This window comes from Lysinibacillus boronitolerans JCM 21713 = 10a = NBRC 103108 (assembly GCF_000772935.1).
GTDB lineage: Bacteria > Bacillota > Bacilli > Bacillales_A > Planococcaceae > Lysinibacillus > Lysinibacillus boronitolerans.
The window spans coordinates 76,905-100,819 of record NZ_JPVR01000066.1 but is presented as its reverse complement, the minus strand read 5'-3'; the positions used below and the strand labels follow the sequence as shown (position 1 = coordinate 100,819).

25 protein-coding genes are annotated in these 23,915 nt (G+C 38.7%); 9 read left to right on the top strand and 16 right to left on the bottom strand.

Translation table 11 applies throughout. The annotated features are described in order from the left end of the window. Window positions 1-35 precede the first annotated feature (35 nt). Window positions 36-1,940: an endonuclease MutS2 gene (locus CD31_RS06515; protein ID WP_036076373.1), complete on the bottom strand. Its 1,905-nt coding sequence runs from the start codon at window positions 1,938-1,940 to the stop codon at window positions 36-38. 662 nt (window positions 1,941-2,602) lie between these two features. On the opposite strand from CD31_RS06515, the gene CD31_RS06510 reads away from it, so the two are divergent. Beyond that, entirely contained in the window at window positions 2,603-2,839 is a 237-nt protein-coding gene (locus CD31_RS06510) for a hypothetical protein (RefSeq protein ID WP_140423008.1), read from the top strand. A gap of 134 nt (window positions 2,840-2,973) precedes the next feature. Here the strand turns inward: CD31_RS06510 and rarD are convergent, their stop codons facing one another. The 9 genes from rarD to CD31_RS06465 all read right to left on the bottom strand — a co-directional run bounded on the left by rarD (window position 2,974) and on the right by CD31_RS06465 (window position 9,976). Continuing rightward, window positions 2,974-3,882 (bottom strand): EamA family transporter RarD, encoded by a 909-nt coding sequence (rarD, locus tag CD31_RS06505; RefSeq protein ID WP_036076361.1) that lies wholly within the window; start codon window positions 3,880-3,882, stop codon window positions 2,974-2,976. 134 nt (window positions 3,883-4,016) lie between these two features. Next, window positions 4,017-4,553 carry a hypothetical protein gene (locus CD31_RS06500; RefSeq protein ID WP_036076360.1) on the bottom strand — a complete coding sequence of 179 codons (537 nt, stop codon included), beginning with the start codon at window positions 4,551-4,553 and terminating at the stop codon, window positions 4,017-4,019. Between the two features lie 220 nt (window positions 4,554-4,773). Beyond that, a complete protein-coding gene (locus CD31_RS06495; RefSeq protein ID WP_036076359.1) occupies window positions 4,774-5,943 on the bottom strand; it encodes a toxic anion resistance protein in 1,170 nt (389 codons plus the stop codon). Between the two features lie 67 nt (window positions 5,944-6,010). Next, on the bottom strand, window positions 6,011-6,268 hold the full coding sequence (locus CD31_RS06490) for a hypothetical protein (RefSeq protein ID WP_036076358.1): 258 nt from the start codon (window positions 6,266-6,268) through the stop codon (window positions 6,011-6,013). Window positions 6,269-6,407: 139 nt separating this feature from the next. Continuing rightward, window positions 6,408-7,652: an ABC transporter permease gene (locus tag CD31_RS06485; RefSeq protein WP_081977461.1), complete on the bottom strand. Its 1,245-nt coding sequence runs from the start codon at window positions 7,650-7,652 to the stop codon at window positions 6,408-6,410. Beyond that, window positions 7,636-8,541 carry an ABC transporter ATP-binding protein gene (locus CD31_RS06480; RefSeq protein WP_036076356.1) on the bottom strand — a complete coding sequence of 302 codons (906 nt, stop codon included), beginning with the start codon at window positions 8,539-8,541 and terminating at the stop codon, window positions 7,636-7,638. Before CD31_RS06480 ends, CD31_RS06485 begins: the two co-directional genes overlap by 17 nt. A 13-nt stretch (window positions 8,542-8,554) precedes the next feature. After that, window positions 8,555-9,085: a DUF2812 domain-containing protein gene (locus CD31_RS06475; RefSeq protein ID WP_036076355.1), complete on the bottom strand. Its 531-nt coding sequence runs from the start codon at window positions 9,083-9,085 to the stop codon at window positions 8,555-8,557. Between the two features lie 77 nt (window positions 9,086-9,162). Continuing rightward, the gene (locus CD31_RS06470; RefSeq protein WP_036076354.1) at window positions 9,163-9,660 is read right to left on the bottom strand and encodes a DUF2812 domain-containing protein; all 498 of its coding nucleotides are present in this window, start codon (window positions 9,658-9,660) and stop codon (window positions 9,163-9,165) included. Window position 9,661: 1 nt separating this feature from the next. Next, a complete protein-coding gene (locus tag CD31_RS06465) occupies window positions 9,662-9,976 on the bottom strand; it encodes a PadR family transcriptional regulator (RefSeq protein ID WP_016995386.1) in 315 nt (104 codons plus the stop codon). A gap of 153 nt (window positions 9,977-10,129) precedes the next feature. On the opposite strand from CD31_RS06465, the gene CD31_RS06460 reads away from it, so the two are divergent. Further along, entirely contained in the window at window positions 10,130-10,717 is a 588-nt protein-coding gene (locus CD31_RS06460; protein WP_036076372.1) for a TetR/AcrR family transcriptional regulator, read from the top strand. Between the two features lie 58 nt (window positions 10,718-10,775). Beyond that, window positions 10,776-11,948, top strand: coding sequence for a YhgE/Pip domain-containing protein (locus CD31_RS06455; RefSeq protein WP_036076353.1), 1,173 nt, complete (start codon window positions 10,776-10,778; stop codon window positions 11,946-11,948). 1 nt (window position 11,949) lies between these two features. Here CD31_RS06455 and CD31_RS23270 read toward each other — a convergent pair whose 3' ends face one another. Then, on the bottom strand, window positions 11,950-12,114 hold the full coding sequence (locus tag CD31_RS23270; RefSeq protein WP_156113262.1) for a hypothetical protein: 165 nt from the start codon (window positions 12,112-12,114) through the stop codon (window positions 11,950-11,952). 1,241 nt (window positions 12,115-13,355) lie between these two features. After that, entirely contained in the window at window positions 13,356-13,937 is a 582-nt protein-coding gene (locus CD31_RS06450; protein WP_016994383.1) for a TetR/AcrR family transcriptional regulator, read from the bottom strand. 155 nt (window positions 13,938-14,092) lie between these two features. Between CD31_RS06450 and CD31_RS06445 the strand changes: the two genes are divergently transcribed. Continuing rightward, window positions 14,093-14,851, top strand: coding sequence for an SDR family oxidoreductase (locus CD31_RS06445; RefSeq protein WP_016994382.1), 759 nt, complete (start codon window positions 14,093-14,095; stop codon window positions 14,849-14,851). 48 nt (window positions 14,852-14,899) lie between these two features. Here CD31_RS06445 and brnQ read toward each other — a convergent pair whose 3' ends face one another. Together brnQ and CD31_RS06435 are read right to left on the bottom strand one after the other, a co-directional pair. Next, a complete protein-coding gene (gene brnQ / locus CD31_RS06440) occupies window positions 14,900-16,240 on the bottom strand; it encodes a branched-chain amino acid transport system II carrier protein (protein WP_036076352.1) in 1,341 nt (446 codons plus the stop codon). Window positions 16,241-16,406: 166 nt separating this feature from the next. Beyond that, window positions 16,407-17,159 carry an alpha/beta hydrolase gene (locus CD31_RS06435; protein ID WP_036076351.1) on the bottom strand — a complete coding sequence of 251 codons (753 nt, stop codon included), beginning with the start codon at window positions 17,157-17,159 and terminating at the stop codon, window positions 16,407-16,409. 284 nt (window positions 17,160-17,443) lie between these two features. Between CD31_RS06435 and CD31_RS06430 the strand changes: the two genes are divergently transcribed. Together CD31_RS06430 and CD31_RS06425 are read left to right on the top strand one after the other, a co-directional pair. Next, window positions 17,444-18,325, top strand: coding sequence for a LysR family transcriptional regulator (locus CD31_RS06430; protein ID WP_016994379.1), 882 nt, complete (start codon window positions 17,444-17,446; stop codon window positions 18,323-18,325). Window positions 18,326-18,415: 90 nt separating this feature from the next. Further along, on the top strand, window positions 18,416-18,982 hold the full coding sequence (locus CD31_RS06425; protein WP_036076350.1) for a DUF5412 family protein: 567 nt from the start codon (window positions 18,416-18,418) through the stop codon (window positions 18,980-18,982). A 144-nt stretch (window positions 18,983-19,126) separates the two neighbouring features. On the opposite strand, the gene CD31_RS06420 is transcribed toward CD31_RS06425, so the two are convergent. Both CD31_RS06420 and CD31_RS06415 read right to left on the bottom strand, forming a co-directional pair. Continuing rightward, the gene (locus tag CD31_RS06420) at window positions 19,127-19,915 is read right to left on the bottom strand and encodes a DUF1835 domain-containing protein (protein WP_036076349.1); all 789 of its coding nucleotides are present in this window, start codon (window positions 19,913-19,915) and stop codon (window positions 19,127-19,129) included. Window positions 19,916-19,927: 12 nt separating this feature from the next. Beyond that, window positions 19,928-20,551, bottom strand: a complete 624-nt coding sequence (locus tag CD31_RS06415) for a LysE family translocator (protein WP_016994376.1) — start codon at window positions 20,549-20,551, stop codon at window positions 19,928-19,930. A 214-nt stretch (window positions 20,552-20,765) separates the two neighbouring features. Between CD31_RS06415 and CD31_RS06410 the strand changes: the two genes are divergently transcribed. The 3 genes from CD31_RS06410 (at window position 20,766) to CD31_RS06400 (ending at window position 23,898) form a co-directional block, all read left to right on the top strand. After that, window positions 20,766-21,149 (top strand): hypothetical protein, encoded by a 384-nt coding sequence (locus CD31_RS06410; protein ID WP_004229554.1) that lies wholly within the window; start codon window positions 20,766-20,768, stop codon window positions 21,147-21,149. A 390-nt stretch (window positions 21,150-21,539) separates the two neighbouring features. After that, window positions 21,540-22,634 carry a glutamate 5-kinase gene (gene proB / locus CD31_RS06405; RefSeq protein ID WP_036076348.1) on the top strand — a complete coding sequence of 365 codons (1,095 nt, stop codon included), beginning with the start codon at window positions 21,540-21,542 and terminating at the stop codon, window positions 22,632-22,634. 13 nt (window positions 22,635-22,647) lie between these two features. Further along, the gene (locus CD31_RS06400) at window positions 22,648-23,898 is read left to right on the top strand and encodes a glutamate-5-semialdehyde dehydrogenase (RefSeq protein ID WP_036076347.1); all 1,251 of its coding nucleotides are present in this window, start codon (window positions 22,648-22,650) and stop codon (window positions 23,896-23,898) included. Window positions 23,899-23,915: the final 17 nt, after the last annotated feature.

Sequence of the window (23,915 nt, the reverse complement as noted above, 5' to 3'; positions counted from 1 at the left end):
AAAGGGATTGCACGAGGCTGTGCAATCCCTTGTTTTTATTGCTGACGATCGTTCTTAATTTGTTTATGGATCTTGCGTAACGCTTTTTTCGAACCACGCTCGATATCGTGCTGAAGCTTCCGATCCTGATAGTCTACAAATAATGTCTCTAAATCATATCCTTCAGGGTATAACTCTGTTGCAGGTAATTCAAGGGCAAGTCGCTTTACGTTCACTTCTAGTATTTGCCCCTGATAGAATACCCTGACATTATTGTACGGATTCATTTCTTCATATACCAATCCCACATCATCATAGTCCAATAATTTCACACGATCCCCTTTGGCAAATGTATAAACTGCTGCCAAGCTTTTTTTCTCTTCTTTAGGCTTACGAATTTTACTGTCCTGAACGAGCGTCAGCTGATATTCTTTATTATTTATATAATCCTTCGCTCTTTGTAAAACAGCTTCGCGGACATTCATTTTTTTGGAAATCCATAAAGCATTGCTTTCTCCAGACGTGCCGATGAGTAATTGATACAAAGGCTCTAATGTTTCAGCATGAAAGCGCATTGCTGCATTCATAAAATCAGGATGCATTTCAGAAAATCGTTTAATTTCACCATAATGTGTAGTTGCCACAGTTATACAGCCCATTTGATAAAATTCCTCTAGTATCGCAATGGCTAGTGCTGCTCCTTCATTTGGCTCTGTTCCACTGCCAATTTCATCAAACAGTAAGAGTGTATGATTATTAGCAGCTCTCATAATATCGGAAAGATTTTTCATATGAGAAGAAAACGTACTAAGTGCATTCTCTATACTTTGATTATCGCCAATATCAACAAAGATATGATCAAATACAGCCATTTCCGTTCCTTCGTCCGCTACAATATGGAAGCCCGACATCGTAGCTAATGTTAAAAGGCCAATGGTTTTCAACACAACTGTTTTCCCACCAGCGTTTGGCCCTGTAATAATTAAGCTACGGTAGTCTTTCGCAATGGAAAATTGAAGGGGTACCGCATTTCCTGGTAGTAATGGATGCTTACCATTGATTAGTTGAATATAACCGTAATCATTTATACGTGGCTCCCTACCACCAATTTGTCTACTGAACTTCGCTTTGGCAAAAACCATATCGTATTGACTAATCAACTCCATGTTAATGGTGATGGCATGCAGATGTTCCATCAATAGCCCTGATAAAGACGCTAAAATCTGGTATTCCTCCACGGCTTCCTCAGCCTTTAAGGTTGCTAATTCTACATTTAATTTAGCGACAACACTTGGCTCCATAAAAACGGTTGCCCCTTTTGAGGAAATTTCAACGACCGTACCCTGTACATGATTTTTATAGGTCGCCTTAATCGGAATCGTATAGCGATCATCCTTTTGACTAATAAAAAATTCCTGGATATACGGTTTATTGGCACTGTTATTTAAAAATTTCGTTAAACGTTCTTTTATTTTTTCCTCTGTCGTTTCCATATGATGACGGATGCGTTTTAATTCACGACTAGCAGCCGAATCTACACGATTGGCTTTGATCGCAAAATTTATCTCCTCCTCCACGCTTTTAAATTCAGCCATAGAATGAGCGTAAGAGGAAAGAACAGGCGCAAAAAATGCCTTATCTAACATAAATTTTTTGATGTTGCGGCAGCCTCGTAAAAAATCGGAGATGCTCACTAGCTCACTGGGATCTAGAAGCATCCCCTTTTCAAGCTTTGTCATAATATGCTCAATATTTGATACCCCTAAAAACGGAACATGCCCCTCTGCATCCAATATGGCACGAGCTTCAGTTGTTTCATTCAACCGATTTTTTACCACTGCTAAGCTGGAGCTTGGCATTAATTTATCTAAAAGCTGTTTTCCTAACCCGCTGACACAGTAGGATTTAACGATGTCCTTTAATTCATGATATTGTAATTTTTCAAGTGTAGTATTATTCATTTCTTTTTGCTCCTCATTGTCATGTTTTATCATACATGAAGATACCTACCCAATATTAGATAGCAATGATGGTTTAAACAACATAAAAAAAGCTGTGAGGAATCCCCACAGCTTTATCTTTAAAAGGCGCGTTTTCTCGGCATCACAAATAAAACTTCATCTAATTGAAGTTTCAATCCTTTATGCCACGCTTAATAAAGTATTGTAGGTATCTACATAGGTTGTTGAAATAGGTCCATGACAAAATAAGGGGTGTTCATAACATATATCCCCTGCTGTCGTCATCGCCACTATTTCATTCAATTTTTACCTAGTTAGAACCTACCGCACTCACAAAAAGCACCTCTCATTAATTGATCATTGTTATCTAATTATTGACATTTTACTATATGCTGGCATGAAAGTAAAGGTGCCTAAGCTTCAAAAGGTTTTCTCCTAATTTTGTCGAATCTATCAAAAAGACTCTATTTGGAGGGAGTACCTAAATGCAACAAAAGACTCCCCTATGCCTGTTTACCATTATTTTTTATAATCCCTACAGCCTCTGCCACATCAACTGTGATTGATGAAAGAAACGCAATGGGCTTTCATTATGCAGTCTTGCATGAGAATGACCACTTTAAGTGGAATGAGAGTCAAGACAATGCAATATAGAGTAAGCCGTGCATAAGTTACACGCTACATTCATTGTTAGCCTCATCCTACTCAGTGCACTCCTAATGGCTGCCATTATTTGTTGGCTATTCTATAGAAAGCAAAAGCATGAGCTGAAAAATTCAGCAGCCATCGTAATCGTTTTACCATTCGTTCTAGCGATTTTAATAGTTTTCAAACAGGCACTTCATCTCAACCAGACAATTCAAGAAGCTACCTTTATTTTTTACCATATTAGTGGATGAATTTTATCGATCTTTAAAATACGATTAAACAAAATAGCGGGCAATCCGATAAGGAAATAAAAAAGTTTTGTGCATTACAAAGCGAAGTGGTAAAAGTTACATAAAAAAGACCTGTAGAAAAATCTACAAGTCTTTTACGAAACTGATTTATGATGGGCTTTTCTTGTTTCGATAATTTTGGAACCAGAAAATAAGAGTAATGCTGCCCAAATAATACTGAATGCAAGGAGCTCAACCTGACTAAATGGCTCTTTGTATAGCACGATGCCTAAAATCAGGACAATAGTTGGCGATACATATTGGATAAACCCTAGTAAGTATAAAGGTATATTTTGTGCCCCCTTCGCAAATAAAATAAGGGGGACGGCTGTTACTAAGCCACTGAAGATCATCAAAATATCTGTTTTAACATCGACATGTAAAAACGAGGCTTGATGTGTAGCAAAAAGATAAACATAATAGCCTAATGCAAAGGGTAAAATCAATAACGTTTCAATGGCTAGCCCTCTTGTTGCATCCAATGTAATTTTCTTTTTCAGCACACCATAAATTGCGAAGGATAGCGCAATCAATAAAGCTACCCACGGGACAGAGCCATAATTCATCGTTAAAATAATCACCGCAATAAAAGCAATTCCTGTCGCTACCCATTGTGCACGACTGAGCGATTCTTTAAAGAAAATCACCCCGAAAATTACAGACAAGAGCGGATTAATATAATAACCTAAGCTCGTTTCAATGAGATGATTATGCGTCACTGCCCAAATATATAAATACCAGTTCATTGAAATGACAAAGGACGCACCCGCAAGCTGCCAGAAATGCTTTTGATGTGACCATAAATATTTTAAATCTGCTACGAGGTCATGACGCATGCGAAATACGATCACTGCCAGCACCGTAAAGACAAAGGACCAAATGACACGGGATAATAAAATCTCCATACTTGGTACATGCTCAAGTAATTTCCAATATAGAGGGAATGCTCCCCAAAAGGCATAGGCAAAAAAGGCAGCCAAAACTCCTTTTTTCTCATTTGACATGATACTAACGCTCCTACTCTTATTGAAATCGGTCAACGATTTCCTATAATCTTAAACTAGTTAAAGAATAGACTCATTATAGGACTTTGAGTAGCTGCTGTAAATGCCAAATTTCTAGTTCCTTTTAAAAGCTGTTAACCTTTCTGTTCCGATTCTAGCTCAGAAATATACTTGCGTACGGTACTATAGCTAATCTCTGGATTGATTTGGCGCTTAATGCGAATATGGATTTCTTTAATTCCAACCCCTTGCTCACGCATAGCCCGAATCATCGACTTCACAGGCCCCGTCAATGTCTCTCTTGACATCGCTTTATATTTACTAAGCTCCATAAGAAGATCTGTATTTTCTTGGCGGAGCACCTTCATCTCCTCCACTACACAATTGTATTCAGTTACCTTTTTCTGCAAGACTGTGTTTTGCTGCTTTAACTTTTGTAGATTTTCTGTTAGCTGTGTATTTTGTTTTTTTAGCATTTTTCGTTCTCGTTCTAAACCATTTTGCTTGTTATCTAAATCTTTATGCATAGCATTATGTAACTCTTCCATATGCAAAAGCTCTTGATAGCGACTTTGCGGTACAATCATTAAGCTATCTGTCGTGTATAGAGCAAGCGTTCCATCTTTAAAAGGCTCATACGACAATGTAGAGGCATTTATCTTATTTGCCATTTATTTTCACTCCTCCAAGAATAAATACATGTAATCGAATACCCTTGTGCAGCATCTTTCCGCTTCCTCTTCATTTGATAATCATTCTCATTTGATTTTATCATAATCACTATTTTGCTTTTTGTCAAAGATCATTTCTCACACATGGAAGGAGTCCTTGCTCACCTACACTTTCCATAAAAAAAGCCTCTTGCAACAATAGCTGCAAGAAGCTTTAGCCTTACATTTTTTTCAGTTTCTCATATTCTAATTGCAAACGCTCAATACGTTTACGACCTTCTTCACGGTTTCTTGCTGTTTCTGCTTGAATTTGCTTCGTTTCTTGAATACCAGCCATAATTGTTTGCCATGTTGTTTCAATCGTTTCGATTTTAATGCTTGGGCTACCAGCTTGACGAGCGATATTCACACTGTTCTTACTAATATTTTCTGCATTACGCACAAGCATTTCATTCGTACGGCGATCTAGTTCCACCATAGAATCAGAAATCAACTTTTGGCGCTTCAATGTCACTGCGTGAATTAGCCCCTGCTTAAAGATCGGAATCGTTGTGACAAAGGCAGAATTAATCTTGGCAATCAAATGATTGTTCCCTTGCTGCATTAAGCGAATTTGAGGTGCTGATTGGAATGATACTTGTTGTGCCATTTCTAAATCATAGCGACGTTGCTCTAATAATTCCACAGCGCGAAGCATTGTTTCATATTCCATAGCTGCCAATTGGTCACCACTTTGAGCCTTTTGTTCAAGTGCTGGTAAAGTGGCACGGACCTCTTCTGTTTTCACTTCAATAGCTGCAACAAATTTACTTAATGATTGGAAGTAGTTTAAATTTTGTTCATACAGATTTTCAAGGTCAATGGTATTACGCTTCATTTCCCCTTCATATTTTTGAATTTCACGGTAAATGACATCCACTTCTTTATTCATGCTGTCATACTTAGATAAGAACCTTTCCAATTGCTCTTTTCCTTTGTTAAAGAGCTTGGAGATGAAACCGCCCTTTTTCTCTTCCGCAAAATCCTGTGGATCGAATTTATCCATAATTTTATTCAGGTTATTTAATAGCACACTCGATTCTTCCAGCTTACTAGCTTTCATCGTTGCGAGCATTTTATCTGAAAAGGTCGAAATGCCACTTGCTGTTTCTTTACCGAGCTCTAGCATGGCAATTTGATCTTTGACATCAATTTTTTGTGCAAGTGTATGAACCTCTGGATCTTGCTTTAACATTAGCTGATTTTGTGCGATTTGTGATAGCTCCTGCTCAGATACAAGTACCGGCTTTTGCTCAGTTGCCTGCTGTAAAAGTGGATTTGGCTGTAATAAAGGATTTTCTGAAGCGAATGGGTCCTTGGATTTTAAAAGATCATTGTTGAATTCAGACATACGTTTTACCCCCTGCAATTTATCTCTACTAATTACTTACGATTACCATGTAAAAAAGTTTCATTTTCTATAGGATGAAAAAAGAAGAATCTGCTATACAATAGCCATTTTGATTGAACTTATATTGCAAACTATATTGATTAGGGTGAGCATCATTAACAAAAATTTCCACCACAGTCCAATAGTGAAGAATTGCTTCTATTTCTTTACTTGTAGGGCATAGCTGTTGAAGCTTTTGAAAGAGCTGTGCTTTTTCTTCGGTTGTTGCTAAACGCTGATTTGATGGTCGGTCAAGGATTGTTTCCACCTCTGATTTAGCTAACATCGTCTCATCCCCTTTTATAAATTATAGCTTCTTTCTATCCAAAATTCGACTCATTCCGTAAATTCCTTTACATTGTTTGCTAACAATGGCACCATGACACCAAAAAAGCAGCTACATTATCCATGTAGCTGCCATTATGTTATGTTGTTACTTTTAATACCGTTTTAATTTTTTGAATGACACCGCCAGAGCTATATGTCAATACACTACGTTTGTAGAACGATAAACTAAATAGGTACACAACAACAATCGTTACGATTAAAATTCCTAATGAAAGTAATGGTACAATGCCACCGATATCTGTAGCGCCAATACGCATTGGCATGATCATGCCAGAAGTTAGTGGGATATAAGAGAATATTTTAATAATAATTGTATCTGGATTACCCATGCCTGTCAGCATAACATAGAAGCCGATGATCGTAATAATCATCGCAGGCATTAATACTTGACCCGCCTCTTCTACTTTCGATACTAAAGAGCCGAATAATGCACCGATGATAAGATAAAGAATAACTGTTAACAGTAGGAATACGATAGCATAGATGACATAGCCAACGGACAATTCCTTGACAATGCTAGCAGCTGCATCCCATACCATCCCACCTTTTATAAATTTCGCATAGATAAGGAACACGACCGCAATAATGCCCATCTGTGTTAAAGCAAGCAATAAAACGCCAGCAATTTTTGCTTTAAAATGTGTACCAGGTTTGACACTTACTAAGAGCATTTCCATTGCGCGTGAGCCCTTTTCAGAGGCTATTTCAGTCGTAATCATCGATAGGAATGTAGAGATAAAGAAATAGATTAAAATCCCTACCGCATAGGAAACTACTAGCCCTGATTGCTTTTCTTCTTCACTTTTTCCACCTGTTGATGCCTCATTTAAGTTTTTCGTTGAAATCGTTGTTTGAGCCGCCATAATTTGTGCTGCTTGCTCAGGCGAAAGCGATAATTGCTGAACAGCATAATGCTGACCAGCATACTGTAATAATGATGATAATGTAGATTGATCGTTCAATTTCAGTGGTGTGAACGTAGCAATTTCCGCATGTAGCTGACCATTTTGATCGTTAATCGTTACAATAGCATCAAGCTTGCCGTCCTTTACCCTTTTTTCAAGGGCTGAAACATCTTGTTCATCCTGAATAAAGGCCATATCTCCATTCGAGACAAAAATACCACTTAAATCGGCAGAGGTTTCATTGATAATCGCGATTTGCTGTGCTTCATCATCACCTGTGAATAGTTCCTTAATTTCTGACCAGAAGACAGCCACAGACATGACAAGGACATATAAACAAGTCATTAAGATAAAGGATTTTGATTTAATTTTAGCTTTATATAATTGCTTCATTAATAAATTAAACTTCGACAACATGGCCACCTACCTTATCTTTAAAGATTTCATCTAACGATAAATAATCTAAGCTAAATTTTTCAATATACTTCCCGTTGGATAGCTGCTCAAAGATACTTTGAGCAAAGCTTTCGTCTGCTAATGTAAGCACTGTTTGTTCCTTTTCAACGCGCACATCCTTGACACCCTCTAGTGCCAATAACTGTGTAGTCGACCAATCCGTTCGAACAGCAAGCTTTGTTTTACCATATTGTTTCTTTAAATCTAGTAAGCTTCCAGAAAATAAAGAAACACCTCGTTTTAATAAGCATAAATGATCACAAAGCTCCTCGACATTGTCCATTTGGTGACTGGAGAACAAAATCGTCGTACCCTGCTCTTTCAATAGTAAAATAGCATCCTTTAGTAAATCTTTATTGACTGGATCTAGCCCACTGAACGGTTCATCTAAAATTAAAAACGCTGGTTTATGGATAAAGCTCGCAATTAGCTGTACCTTTTGCTGATTCCCTTTTGATAAAGTTTCTGCTTTATCCTTGCGTTTTTCTTCCAGTTCAAAACGTTGAATCCAAAAATCAATTTCCTTTTTCAGCTCTGCTCGTTTCATGCCACGTAGCTCACCAAAAAAGTAAAGCTGCTCTTCTACCTTCATTGTTGGAAAAATACCACGCTCCTCAGGCAAATAACCAAGGACATCTCGGTTTATGGCATTAACTGGCCGGCCATCCCACGTAATTGTTCCCGCCGTCGTCTCCTGTAAATCTAAAATCATTCGGAATGTTGTTGTTTTCCCTGCACCATTTTGACCAATTAGACCAAAAATTTCACCTTTTTCAATAGTAAAATTCAAATCATCTACAGCTGTAAAATCCTTGTACTTCTTTGTAACATGCTGTAACTGTAACGTCATGTTGTCTTCCTCCTTATCCTTCAAATATATGTAAGTCTTGTTTCAAGCCCTTTTTACGATTTTCATTTTTTACTATAGGAATGAATAGCAGTAAGGCGACAATCAAATTCATGCACCCCACACTAGTGTTCATCGTTCCTACAACGAATTCACGTAAACCTAGCGATAGATTATAAATACCAATGATTAAATTTAACAGTAACACAGATATAAAAATGCGATTCATTGATTTAATATAGTTTATTTTCGAGGAAGCATCTGTAAAGATCTCAAAAGGGCCCTCCGATTTTGGTTTTCGATAATAGGCCCAACCACCAAACTTAGACACACACTCGATATTCATTTCGTCTAGAAACTCAAAGTAATCCTTCGATTTTCTATTGACAAATTCATTTCGATAAATATATTGACCTGGTGTTCCTTTTTCAAAAACAAAGTAGCCTACCACTGTCTTTTTAAGATTCCACCCCCGCTCTGCCATGTCATTGACCCATCGTTCTTCCTTTTCGTAATCAATAAAAAAACGAAACATTCTTTTTTTCATTTTGCATCACCCCTACTATAAAATCACGCTTCCTTTTTCATTATTTTCTGATTTCCCGGAAAATAATAGACGCTTCGTTAATCCGAAAATACATTTAATTCTCTCTTTGATCGATTACGTATACGCATAAGCTTATAGAATGGGAGGGTGAATAATACAACAACCACAAGATTCAGCGTATTTAACATGAAACCAACCCAGTCTGTTGTTTTCTCCGAAAAATCACCAATTAAACCGATGAGACCAATGAACAAATTAAGTAGAATAAGAGAAAGTAAGAGCATCATCTTTTTTGACAGGTTACCAATTTTCGTTTTTTTATCAAATGGACCTTCCTGTGCTGCTTTTCTAAAAAATACAATATGGCCAGAGCGATCTACTTGCTCATAGTCCTCTTCATAGGGCGAACCGAATCGCCCTAATTCATCATGGCGATAAATATAACTATTTGGTTCTCCACGTTCAAACGTAAAGCGAATCCATGTGAATTTTTTCAAATGCCAGCCCGCACAAGCCATGTCATTGACCCACTTCTCTATTGCATAGGGATTAATCATTAATCGATATTTATGCATATTATTCAACTCCTCTCGTTATACGGATACCATTGTCAAAAAGTTCCCTTAATCTCAAAATTTCATATTCCACCACTGTTTTTCCAGTTTCAGTAATAATATATTCTTTCTTTCTACCATCCCCATCAAGTGCCTCTATCCAGTCTCGTTCCAGCAACGTTTTAATCGCACCATATATGGTTCCGGCCCCTAAGCGCACACGTCCATTGCTCATTTCTTCCACCAATTGCATAATGCCATAGCCATGCCTCGCCTCATATAATGCTAACAAAATATAATAAACGCCTTCTGTTAATGGCGGATGTTCCTGCGTCATACAAATCCTCCTTTATATCGCCTATCAATATATCGTCAGTCGATATACTTAAAATATATCAGCAGTCGATATAATTGTCAACGTTCATTCATGGTGTTGCAGTTCACCGTACATTATGCTAGGATGTAAGTAATTACTTGCATGGAAGGAAGTATGTTTTTGACAACGAAAGGAACTGCACAACGAATTATCGAAGCTGCTCTACAATTGATCAGTGAAAAAGGCTATACAGCTGCAACTACCAAAACCATTGCAGAATTAGCAGGTGTCAATGAGGTCACTCTTTTCCGTCATTTTGGCAACAAACGTGGTTTATTAAAGGCCATCATAGAGCAATTTTCTTATTATCCTCTTCTACAGCAGGAGATCAATCAAAATGTAACGTGGGAATTAGAAAAGGATTTATTAAATTTCTCATTGAAGCATTTTCATTTTTTAATGTCGATTAAAGATTTTGTCATGATCGGCTTTAAGGAATCCATTCAATTTCCTGAAATTAGTGAGGAAATCGCCAATATCCCTCTCCTCATCAAAAAGGAGCTCATTCACTATTTTCAAGAGATGCATCAGCAAGGGAAAATAAGAGAAGTTGATTTTGAAGCAGCAGCGTTATCGCTTATTGCTTTGAATTTTGGTCATTTTATGTCACGTGCTCGACTTGGAACTATCGTGTCTGACTTACCAACTGAAGAACTTTTACAAACTAGTGTTGCTATTTTTTCTAGGGGACTTGTTTCCTAGAAAAAATTTTTCTAATCAATGCAAGTAAGTACTTACTTAATATTAGGGGGAATAAAAAATGACAGGTTTACAAGCACTATTGCGAGTTCGTGAAACCTATATCGGCATTGTTGCAACCATTGCCTTTCAATTAATCTTTTTTACGATCTGGATGACTGCCTATGATGGTGTCAATGAAAGAGCTGAACAGTTAAGCATTGGTCTTGTTGTGGAAGATTCTGCAATGGGTCAGCAGGTAGCACAGAACATCAAAGGCTCCATCTCCTTTTCAATGGAGGACTATCCATCAATGAAGAAAGCTGAGAGCGCATTAAACGAACGACAAATTAATATGATAATGCACATTCCTGCCGATTTTACAAATCAAATACAAGCAGGGAAAGAGGCTGAAATTATTTATGCGATTAATCAAGCCAATGCAAGTGTAGCGAAAAATATGATGGAGGGGGTAGCAAAGCAATTAACAGAAGAGATCAATCAAGCCCTTTATCCAATGCAACAAAATCAAGCAGTTGAGGTCTTCGCTCAACAATTTGCTCAGCTTCCCTTTGAGCAACAAACTGCCCAACAAATTACCACTTCTGTCAAAACAACTGTAATGAATGTCAAAGACCATGTCGTCGATGGGACCATTATAAAAACAAATAATGTAAAGGGATTTGCCGCAAACTTTGTCCCACTTATGGTCATCATCTCTTCCTTCGTAGGAGCGATGGTCATGATTATGCAACACCAGCAAGCAGCACAGCTCGTTCAAGAAAGCCTATCAAAATGGCAATTGTTCCTCGCCCGACAACTACTCAATGTGGGCGTAGCCTTTACATTACCATTCATAACAATTGGTTTGATGCACCTTTTTAATATCGCTAGTCAGGAAAGCCTGCTATCGATTTATTTCTTTCAATCTGTAATGTATCTTGCTTTCCTTAGCTTGGCCCAAGTATTTGTGATTGCCTTTGGGAATATGGGGATGGTATTTAATATTTGTGCTCTCTCACTCCAATTAGTAACATCAGGCGTACTTGTTCCAAAAACCATGCTATCTGAAGGATACAAGCAGGTCGCTGCTATGCTACCTGCCACTTATGGAGCAGATGGCTACTACACGATCATCTTTGGTGGTAGTACCGACAATCTCCTGCAAAACAGTAGCTCCTTAGGCATCATTATCTTCGTAACACTAGCCATTGCTACGCTGATCGTCACATTTAAGCCAGCTCCAGTCCGATGATTTAATAGAAAAAAGAAGGTCTACATGCTGATGTAGACCTTCTCTTTGCGTGGTTATCCGCTACTTTTTCTGTTCTATCCTTCAATTCAAGCGTTCTATCCGCCACTTCTCCTCTATCCTTCAAATCGAGCGTTCTATCCGCTACTTTTTCTCTTCTATCCTTCAAATCTGGCGTCCTATCCGCCACTTTTTCTCTCTATCCTTCAATTCGGGCGTTCTATCCGCCACTTTTTCTCTTCTATCCTTCAAATCGAGCGTTCTATCCGCCACTTTTTCTCTTCTATCCTTCAAATCTGGCGTCCTATCTACAGCTTCTTACCCTATCCTTCAAATCGAGCGTTTTATCCGCCACTTTTTCTCTTCTATCCTTCAAATCTGGCGTTCTATCCACTGCTTCTCTCTCTATCCTTCAAATCGAGCGTTCTATCCGCTACTTTTTCTCTTCTATCCTTCTATTCTGGCGTCCTATCCGCCACTTCTCTCTCTATCCTTCAAATCGAGCGTTCTATCCGCCACTTTTTCTCTTCTATCCTTCAAATCTTGCGTCCTATCCACAGCTTCTTACTCTATCCTTCAAATCGAGCGTTCTATCCGCCACTTTTTCTCTTCTATCCTTCAAATTGGGCGCCCTATCCGCTACTTCTCTCTCTATCCTTCAGATCGAGCGTTCTATCCGCCACTCCTCTCTTTATCCTTCAATTCGGGCGTTCTATCCACCACTTTTTCTCTTCTATCCTTCAATTCGGGCGTCCTATCCGCCACTTCTCTCTCTATCCTTCAAATCGAGCGTTCTATCCGCCACTTTTTCTCTTCTATCCTTCAAATTGGGCGTTCTATCCGCCACTTTTTCTCTTCTATCCTTCAAATCGGGCGCCCTATCCGCTGCTTCTCTCTCTATCCTTCAAATTGAGCGTTCTATCCGCCACTTTTTCTCTTCTATCCTTCAATTCGGGCGCCCTATCCGCTGCTTCTCTCTCTATCCTTCAAATCGAGCGTTCTATCCGCCACTTTTTCTCTTCTATCCTTCAATTCGGGCGCCCTATCCGCTGCTTCTCTCTCTATCCTTCAAATCGAGCGTTCTATCCGCCACTTTTTCTCTTCTATCCTTCAATTCGGGCGCCCTATCCGCTGCTTCTCTCTCTATCCTTCAAATCGAGCGTTCTATCCGCCACTTTTTCTCTTCTATCCTTCAAATCGGGCGCCCTATCCGCTGCTTCTCTCTCTATCCTTCAAATTGAGCGTTCTATCCGCCACTTTTTCTCTTCTATCTTTCTATTCTGGCGTCCTATCCGCCACTTCTCTCTCTATCCTTCAAATCGAGCGTTCTATCCGCCACGTTTTCTCTTCTATCCTTCAAATCGGGCGTTCTATCTGCCACTTCTCTCTCTATCCTTCAATTCAAGCGTTCTATCCGCCACTCCTCACATTCTTTAAAATAGCTGCTAGCTGCTGATTTAACATGGTCACGCTATCGCTGAAATCGCCGCGATACCATTGGATGATGAGTCCGATGATGGCGTTTGCTTGATAGGCACTATAATAGTCGATCGAGATATGATCCTCCATTTGATGCACGTGATGTGAGGTAATATCTCGTTTTAGTAGGGAATAAATACCATCAAAAAGCATGTAATAGTAGGTCAACGGGACATTTTTAGAAAAGACGATACGGTAAAACATTTTAAAGCGTTCAATATGATGAAAAATACGGATAGTATTGGGATCTAATTGATTTGTGTCCAATGTCGTGACGGCTCGATAGGGTTCTTCATAGGATTGATATAAATCCTCCATTATCTCCTGAAAGTATTCCTCAAAGAGCCCCTCTTTTTGCTCGTAATGTAAATAGAACGTTCCTCTATTGACCTTTGCTTCTCTACAAATTTCAGCAATGGAGATTTGCTCCAATGGTTTTTGGCTAAGCAAGGTCAATAAAGCATCGTGGAGAGCTTGCTTCGTTTTAATAATCCGTAAATCCGTAGTGCGCAATTTTTTCAGCTCCTTAATAAACAGATTGTCCAAATGTGTTGATTACTCAACACATCCCGTTTTTTTGCATATTGAAATCGCTTTCATCTTTATTATATGATTTTAATGAACAGATGTTCAATAAGTAAAGAAATTACTATGAGGAGGTCTTTGAGATGAGATTAGCAGGTAAAGTAGCCATTGTGACAGGTGCAGCTTCAGGTATGGGGAAAGCCATTGCAGAAGGATATGCAAAAGAAGGCGCTAAGGTTGTCGTTTCAGACTTAAATTTAGAGGGTGCCCAAGCGGTTGTGGAGGGTATTCAAGCGGCTGGAGGAACAGCATTTGCCATTCAAACCAATGTCGCATCAACAGAAGACTTACAACGTTTATTTGATGAAACAAAAACGAACTATGGTCAATTAGATATATTAGTCAACAATGCAGGTATTATGGATGGTATGGAGCCAGTTGGAGAAATTTCTGATGAACGATGGGAAAAAGTATTTGCAGTAAACACAACAGCTGTTATGCGCTCTATGCGTATGGCGACAGAAATCTTCCTTGCGCAAGGACACGGTGTCTTTGTCAATAATATTTCTGCTGGTGGCTTATATGGTGCACGGGCTGGGGCTGCTTATACAGCTTCAAAACATGCGGTAGTTGGTTTAACAAAAAATACAGCCTTTATGTATGCTGATAAAAATATTCGCTGTAATGGTATTGCGCCAGGAGCAGTGATGACCAATATCGCCTCTTCTATGACAAATATGAGCCAAACAGGTGCTGCACGACAAGCACTAGGACTATCCATCAATCCGCGGGCTGGTCAGCCAGAAGAAATCGCTCAATTAGCGATCTTCCTAGGCTCAGATGAGGCTAGCTTTGTGAATGGACAAGTTATTGCAGTTGATGGTGGCTGGACAGCTTACTAATCCATAAAGAAACACGCACAGAGACATTTTCTGTGCGTGTTTCTTTCATTATATAACTTTTCGAGACGGAATCATGCTTCCAATTACTGCCCCTATTAACGCTGGCAGTATCCATCCTAAGCCAATATCATAAAAAGGTAGTATCGCAGAATAGTATTTCTCTACTGCGTCCAACACACCTAACTTCGCATCTGGCACACTTTCTACCAGCGCTTTATAGCCATCAATCAGGCTAATGAAAAATGTAAAAATCATCGCTATGGCATACACTGTTTGCTTATTCTTAAAGAAGGATGAGCTTAGAGCAAGCAAGATTAGGACGATTGCTAATGGATATAAGAACATTAAAACTGGAATAGCATATTTGATAATATTGTTTAAACCAAAATTTGCAATCGTAAAGGATACAGCACACAACAGGAACACAAACCATTTGTAACTGATTTTTGGAAATACCTCATGGAAAAACTCGCTACAAGATGTAATTAAGCCGATACTTGTTTTTAAGCAAGCGAGCACGATGATGACGGCCAATAAAATAGCTCCAAATGAGCCGAAGTAATGATCGGCCACTGCCGCAAAGATTAAACCACCATTATCAAAAGTCCCGACAGCATTCATACTGGAAGCGCCCATATACGTAATGAGACCATAAATAAGCGTCATTAAAGCCATCGCAAAAATACCTGATGTCCATGTAGCCTTGGCAATTTCCTTACGATCTGTAATCCCTGCACTTTTAATTGCATTAATGACAACAATCCCGAAGGCTAGAGAGGCAAGGGCGTCCATCGTATTATAGCCTTCTTTAAAGCCTGTCATAAAGGCAGCATCCATATATGCACCGATTGGCTGCTGGAAATGGCCCATTGGCTTCGTAATGCTTGTAATAATTAAAATAAATAAAACAACTAAAAATGCGGGCGTTAAATATTTACCGATATAATCCATTATTTTCGCTGGATTTAAAGAAAAATAATAGACAATAGCGAAAAATACAAAGCTAAATACAGCTAGTAGCAGTGTTGCATGTTGTGCTTGAATATATGGCTCAAACCCTACTACAAAAGGTACAGTTGCTGTACGTGGGATGGCAAAGAATGGTCCGATTGTTAAGTACAGTGCCAATGAAAAAATAATGCCAAATATAGGATGAACACGATTGGCTAGATCACGTAAACCATTACTACCTGATAAGCCAATTGCCAAAATTCCGAGGAATGGTAAGCCGATAGCAGTCACTAAAAAACCGATTAATCCAAACCAAAAATTTGTCCCAGCAAATTGACCCATTTGAATAGGAAAAATTAGGTTCCCTGCTCCAAAATACAGTCCAAATAACATGGTTCCAATGACTGCGTAAGTTGAAAAAGGTATTTTTTGTTGCATAATTGATGTGCTCCTTAGAAGTTTTAAACTATAGCAAATTATTTTAATCGAATGATTTTTCACTACAATTTCATCATGTTATCAAGCATTTATTATAATTACAATAGTTTTTTCGTTTATCCAGTGAGATTCAACAAAAAAAGAGCTGTCTGCTGACAGCCCCTTCTTAGTTTGCAACTGACCATTCAATATGATCTAAAAATTTATAAACATCTTCATACACTTTATCGCGTTCTTTATCCAATGTAATAATGTGGCCAGAGTTTTCATACCAAATGATTTCTTTGTCGTCTGTTTCCACAGTATTTAAAATAAAAGGTGCGCTTTCTTGATATAGGTCATCATCTAGTGAGCCTTGTAACACAAGTGTTGGTGCTTTGATCGTTGATAATTCTTCACGCGTTTCTGCTGTTAAACGTGTTACGCCGTCCAATGAATCCTTCGGTGAAATACGTAATTCATGTAATTCTGAAATAATTTGATCTTTTGATTTATTTTCAAAGTGTTTATATAAACGAGCATAATGGTACAAACGTGTAAATAAGCCTTTTGAATTATCACGTGTAATCGGTGCACACATCGCTACACATGCTTTCACTGGGAATGTCTCTGCCACCTTTAATGAAAAGACACCTCCAAGTGAAATCCCAACAACAGCGATTTCTTCATAGCCTTTCTTTTGTAGGAAGTTATAACCTTCTACTACATCGTTCCACCAATCTTCTGGTTTTGTTTCTAATAATGCTTCTGGTTCTACGCCATGCCCACTATAAATTGGTGCATGCACAGTATAACCTCGTTGAGATAGAAATTCTCCTAGCTTTTTCACATCTTTTGTGCTACCTGTGAAACCATGCAGTAATAGTACGGCTTTTTTGCCTCCCTCAATTGTTAGAGGTTGTGGCTTTGTTAACTTCATTTTATGATATCCCCTTCACGGAAATTAATAATTGTGTATTTTATGTGTCTATCTTATCACCCTTTATTCATAATGTACAATTTATAGTTTTTATCAAATCAATGTGTATCGTGCATGAATGATGTCAACTTAACGGCTGTACTATCACACTTTCTGCTACTTAACTTTTCCATTCTGCTAAATAATTGCAATCTGCTTTTAAAAATTTTTTGTTCCCTATACTTCCCGTCTGTTTCCCGTTATAATGCAGATAACTTAAAAATAACAAGAAAAGAGGTGAAAAAATGGAGTGGCAACAATTAGAATATTTTGTAACCGTTGCAAAGTTAGAGCATATGACACGGGCTGCCGAAGCATTAGCGATTTCACAGCCAGCACTTAGTCGTTCAATTTCAAAGCTGGAGGAAGAATTAGGTGTACCGCTTTTCGACAGACAAGGGCGCTCAATTATGCTAAACCGATATGGAGAGCTATTTTTATATCGTGTTCAGCGCATGCGGAAAGAATATGAAAAGGCTGTTTTAGAATTACAGGAGCTTAATAATCCAGAGCTTGGAGACGTATCACTCGGTTTTTTACATACACTTGGAACGAGTATTGTACCCGACTTGATTCGTGCCTTTCGTCAGAAACATCCCCATATCCGTTTTCATTTCACACAAAACTACTCCCATTCTCAGTTAAAACAATTGCTGGCGGGTGAGTTAGACCTGTGCCTACTAGCTGCGATTGATACAGAGCCGCCAGTATGTTGGAAGGAATTATGGCGAGATGAGCTCTTTATAATGGTCCCCATTGACCATCCTTTAGCCCATCGCAAAAGCATCAAAATGAAAGAATTGGAGCATGAAAGTTTTGTCTTAATGAAAAAGGGCTATGCACTACGCCGCTCTGCTGATCGCTTATTAAATGCTGCGGGCATAAAGCCAAAAATTTCTTATGAAGGCGACGAAGTGTCAACCATCGCTGGATTTGTTGGTGCGGGACTTGGCGTTTCCTTACTACCCGATGATGAGGATTTAAACCCGAAAAAAATCGTTAAAATCCATGTTGAGGATATGGTATGTGAACGAATTATCGGCATGGCCTGGATCGAAAATCGTTATTTACCGCCATCTGCACGTCAGTTTAAACAATTTGTCTTTGATTTTTATGACAATAAATAGAAAGAGCGAGTAACACCATCGTCTAGATGTCCATGTTACTCGCTTTATTTTCTAAAAGACACTGTTTCACCATACTAGGGAGGTAATAAATTGAATTTATTACTTAATACATTAGGTTTCTTTGTATTTTTATTTACCTTGATCGTATTGTTCATTTTTGTAATCAAATTAATGATTTTCTTTTTTAAACAGAAAAACTTCCCTAAAAAAACACTAACAGCACTATTGGCAGGTTTAGTCCTGTTTTTTGGGATATTTATATATATCCAATATTTTTTTACGTTTGGTACTTTAGATAAAAAAAATACGCAACAGGTGCCCGAATCTGTCTCATCTCCTACAGGGGAATATACAGCGCACGCTTATTATGAACCATATGGTGGTGCAGGCCCAAGTGGTGGTGTTCATGTATGGATAGAAATTTTAAATAATAAAGCTCACACAAACAAAATCGTCTATTATGCAGAGGCTAAAAGTCAATTTTCGATGAAATGGCTAGACGAAGAAAAATTATCCATTATTAATAAAGAGCCTAATTATACCAATTCAAATAGAAGTATAGTATTAAGTATTGATAAAGAAATTTATCATGAAAATGGCTTGGCTTGTCAAAGTTTGTTGATGAAAGATGAATATGAAAAGTGTTATCAAAATTAAAACGGTTAAGAGTTACTGTGCTGAATCATTATGTTGAAACGACTGACTTTGAGCACTACTAATACAAACAGCTTCATGCATTTGGAACAATAAAAAATCAGGCTTTGCTCGCCTGATTTTTTACTGTTCATTCACTTAAATGTATTAAAGTAATTTAACCTGATAGGAAAAAATATCCGTTGTATCGCCTTTCATGGCAAATACCCCCTGTTCGACGAGCGTTAGCAAGCGATACTCTACAAAATCATTTCCTACATAATGGACAAATGTTTCAAATGTCTGTGCCACAATATGCGTGGGCATTAGCCACTCTTCATTTTGCTGTATATGCAAATTTTTTGCACTGGCGATAATGTATGCATCCATTGCATCTTCCTCTACATGCAATAGTTCACTTTTCCATAACCGTAATGTACTTGGCTGTTCCTTGATGTTTTCCCATTCCTTAGCGAGTTGCTGACATTCTTGCACAGAGAATCGCTTTGCACTAGGGCGAAGCTTCATTAGCATTTCTGAGGAAAGCTCGCCTGTATGGCGAATGTCTAGATTGGGGTGAATACTCTTCAGACCCTCCGTTGCATCAATCCCATACACCATACTGCATTTATGAATTAACTCACTCATTACATAGCGCAGTCCTATTTGTTCATGTGTGTTGTGACTATACCAAATCCACACATCCACATCACAGGGTAAATTAGCAATTTTCTTCTTCCAGTTTTCATACATCTCATCATACAATTGCTGGTCATCATTGTCTAAAATATGCGCAGCTAACCAAGCTTTACGTTCTTCAAAGTTTTGAAGAGGTCCAATCGAGAGATCATCATGGACACTTAGAACTGATTCATTTCGCTGCAAACGATGTTGACGGATTGCGAGTTTCATAGAACCCTGTGTTGCTAAGCTAAAGGTGATATGTAAAATAGCCATGTCCATTCCTCCCTACTGTTTGCTGATGGCAATCTGTATCCCGATAAATGTGAATAGGATACCTTGAATTGTATTTAGTCGTTTAGCAATCGCAGGTTTACCAATAATGACTTGTCTAACTTTCCCTGCAAATATGCTAAACAATGAAAATAATACAAGTGCTTGTATTAAAAATACAATACCCAAAATAAGCATTTGAAACGCCACATGTCCTTGCGATGGATTAACAAACTGTGGTAAAAGCGCTAGGAAAAATAACGATACTTTAGGATTTAAAATATTCATTAATATTCCTTTTTTATATAATTTGATATAAGCTTGCGTATTTTGCTGTTGCAACGTAAAGGGGTCCCCCTTAGCACGAAATGATTGCCAAGCTAGATACAATAAATACGCTGCTCCTGCAAATTTGACGATTGAAAAAATAATGGTCGATTGATAAATTATCGCAGAAATACCGAGTACTGCTGCACTAATATGAACAAGTAGTCCTGTACACAATCCAAGTGATGTGGCAATACCCGCTTTTTTATCTTGTGTAATACTTTGGGCAAGCACAAATAAATTATCGGGCCCTGGCATAATGGTTAAAATAATCGCAGCCCCTAAAAACGCAAATAACGTTGAGATTTCCAAAACTTTCCCTTCCTTCAACTTCTTTTAAAAAACTATTTACATTATACTACATGACGTTGTTCTCACTAGATGTAAGTTTATGACTTTATCCAAAACTTTTTTAAATTTCGGTTTCACAATTTATGCTCGCTCAAGCGATACTTTTCTTCCCTAATCCATTATAATAGTAGAAACTCATGATAAAACAGATAACTTCCATAAGAGGTGATTGATAATGGCAGTAAGTGATATTGTCACGCAATATGAGGATGAGCATGGACAGGTTTACTATAAAATGAAATCCCATGACATTGAGGTGAAGGCCACACAAAACGCAGGCTTAGCACCTGTCATCACGTATTGGATGGCTGACAAAGAGATTACGGATTCCATTCGAAATTTACGCTTCAGTCCACGTGCTCCATCTAGCTATATTCAAGATTACGAAGAATTTCAAGCAATGCTTTATGCGAAAGAGCAACGAGCCATTAACCAGCTATATGAACAAATGAGCATCAAACCTAAAAATATGTCTTCTGGGAAACAGGTCATTTGGAGCTTCTTTGTCATTGTGTTGGCGATGCTTCCCCTTTTCATTGCTATTTGGTGGTTTAAATAATCGAATAATTGGCCTTTTCATCATTTTAACGCATCCCTTTCTTAATTTATCAAAACTTTCAAGTAATTTACCCATTCAGCTTGACAGACTTATAGAAGTAGTGCATCCTTTAGTCAATAGATGAGAAAACGAACGAAGACCAGTAGTTAGCCACTGCTTGAAAAGAGAGCGATGCCCATCGGCTGCAAGGCATTGTACAAGGAAGACTAATGAAACCTACTTTGTGAAACGTCCTAGCCAAACTAGGCGCAGTCTCTAGCGTTATGAGAAAAGTGGAATGTCGCATGATATTCAATGTAGGTGGTACCACGGAAGGCAAGTCTTTTCGTCCTAATTTTTAGGATGAAAAGGCTTTTTTTATCTTGATTCAGCAATGATGGAGGTCGTGAGATGGAGAGAAAAAGAATTGTTGTTAAGATTGGCAGTAGCTCTTTAACGAATGCAAAGGGTGAAATCGATAAAGTTCGCTTAATGGACCATGTGCAGGCAATCGCCGAGTTGAAGAAATTGGGGCATGAAGTTTTGCTTGTGTCGTCTGGTGCCGTAGCGGCGGGTTTTAAACAACTAGGCTACCCTGCTCGTCCTGTGACAGTGAAGGGTAAGCAGGCAGCTGCTGCTGTAGGACAGAGCCTACTCATTCAAACGTACAGTGCTTTGTTTAGTATTTATGATATCATGCCTGCCCAGATATTATTGACACGAACAGATTTTTCTAAAAAAGAATGCTATAAAAATGCCTATGCGACTTTCGAGGAGTTATTAGAACGATCCATGCTACCGATTATTAATGAAAACGATACAGTGTCTATTAGCGAATTAACCTTTGGAGATAACGATATGCTTTCAGCACTCGTCAGTGGACTTGTTCACGCAGATCAGCTCATCATTTTAACAGATATCAATGGCCTTTATAATGCCAATCCCAATAAAAACCCACAGGCAGAGCGTATTGATCGATTAGCTGCCATTACGGATGACCTGCTAAGCTTTGCGGATGGTACAGGATCAAAGGTTGGCACAGGAGGCATGGCCTCAAAGCTTCTGGCAGCACGAACAGCGCTACGTGCAGGGGTGAAGGTATTTATCGGTACAGGTCATGGTGCACAGAAGCTCGTCGATATTTTAGCAGGACATGGTGATGGCACTTATGTGGGGCATGATGAGCTCGCCGTGTTAACAAATCATAAACAGTGGATTGCACTCACGGAAATTTCTGGTAAAATTTTTATAGACAGTGGTGCAGAACAGGCTTTAATGAATAATGGTAAAAGTCTATTACCTGCTGGCGTCTATCGTCTAGAAGGTGAGTTTGTCAATGGTGATGTTGTAGAAGTCTATAGTGAGAAGGACTTACTAGGACGTGGCGAAGTACTGTACTCTTCCCAAGAGCTTCTCTCTGCCATGGGAAAACGGACTGATACATTGCTGAAAAGCCCTATTGAGGTAATTCACCGAGACAAATGGCTGAAAATTCAAACGAATTAAGGAGGAATGACAAATGACAAGTGAAATTCAAGAAAAAGGACAACGCGCAAAAGCCGCAAGCTATATGTTAAATATTAAAACTACCTGCGAGAAAAATGAGGCATTGAAAAAAATTGCAGAACAGCTATTAATCGATCAACATGACATTATGGCTGAAAATGCAAAGGATTTGGCACAAGGTGAGCAGCAAGGTATACCTGCATCTACGTTGGATCGTATCATGCTCAATGAAGAACGGATTGCGGCAATGGCCGATGCCATTCATTTACTCGTCTCCTTAAACGATCCAGTAGGTACAATTGTTGAACATATTGAAAAGGACAATGGGCTACGCATTGAAAAACGAATTGTGCCACTTGGTGTTATTGGTATGATCTATGAAGCTCGACCAAATGTGACGATCGATGCAGCAACACTATCTCTAAAAACGGGCAATGCAGTTATTTTGCGCGGAAGCTCCTCCGCTAAGTTTTCTAATATGGCTCTTGTCGCAAGTATTCATCGCGCGCTTGCTAAAACTTCTATCCCTACCGATGCTGTTCAATTAATTGAGGATACAAGCCGCGAAACAGCCAAAGAACTATTCCATTTAAAAGAGTACTTAGATGTGCTCATTCCTCGTGGGGGCAAAGCCCTGATTGATTTAGTTGTCAATGAGGCGACTGTTCCTGTACTCGAAACAGGTGCAGGCAACTGTCACATTTATGTTGATGAAATGGCGGATTACATAAAAGCAGAAAAAATCTGTCTGAATGCTAAAACACAGCGTCCTTCTGTTTGTAATGCAGCAGAAAGCTTACTCATTCATCAGGCTTGGTTTAAAGAACACGGCGTCCAGCTTTTAACGGCCCTTCATCATGCAGGTGTAACCATCATCGGTGATGAGCAAGTATGTCAGCAATTTGAAGCTGCCCTTCCAGCTACAGCGGATGATTATGCGACAGAGTACCTTGATTTAAAAATAAGCGTTAAATTGGTGGAAAATGTCTATGAAGCGATTGAGCATATTCAATACTTTGGAACGAATCATTCTGAGGCCATCATTACAGAGGATCAATTAACCGCCGAGACGTTCTTAAACAATGTCGATGCAGCAGCAGTGTATCATAATGCCTCCACCCGCTTCACGGACGGCTTTGAATTTGGCTATGGTGCAGAAATCGGTATTAGTACACAAAAGTTACATGCCCGTGGACCAATGGGCTTGCCTGCATTAACATCAACAAAATATGTTATTCATGGCAACGGCCAAATTCGTGAATAGTTGTATACGTATAGCTT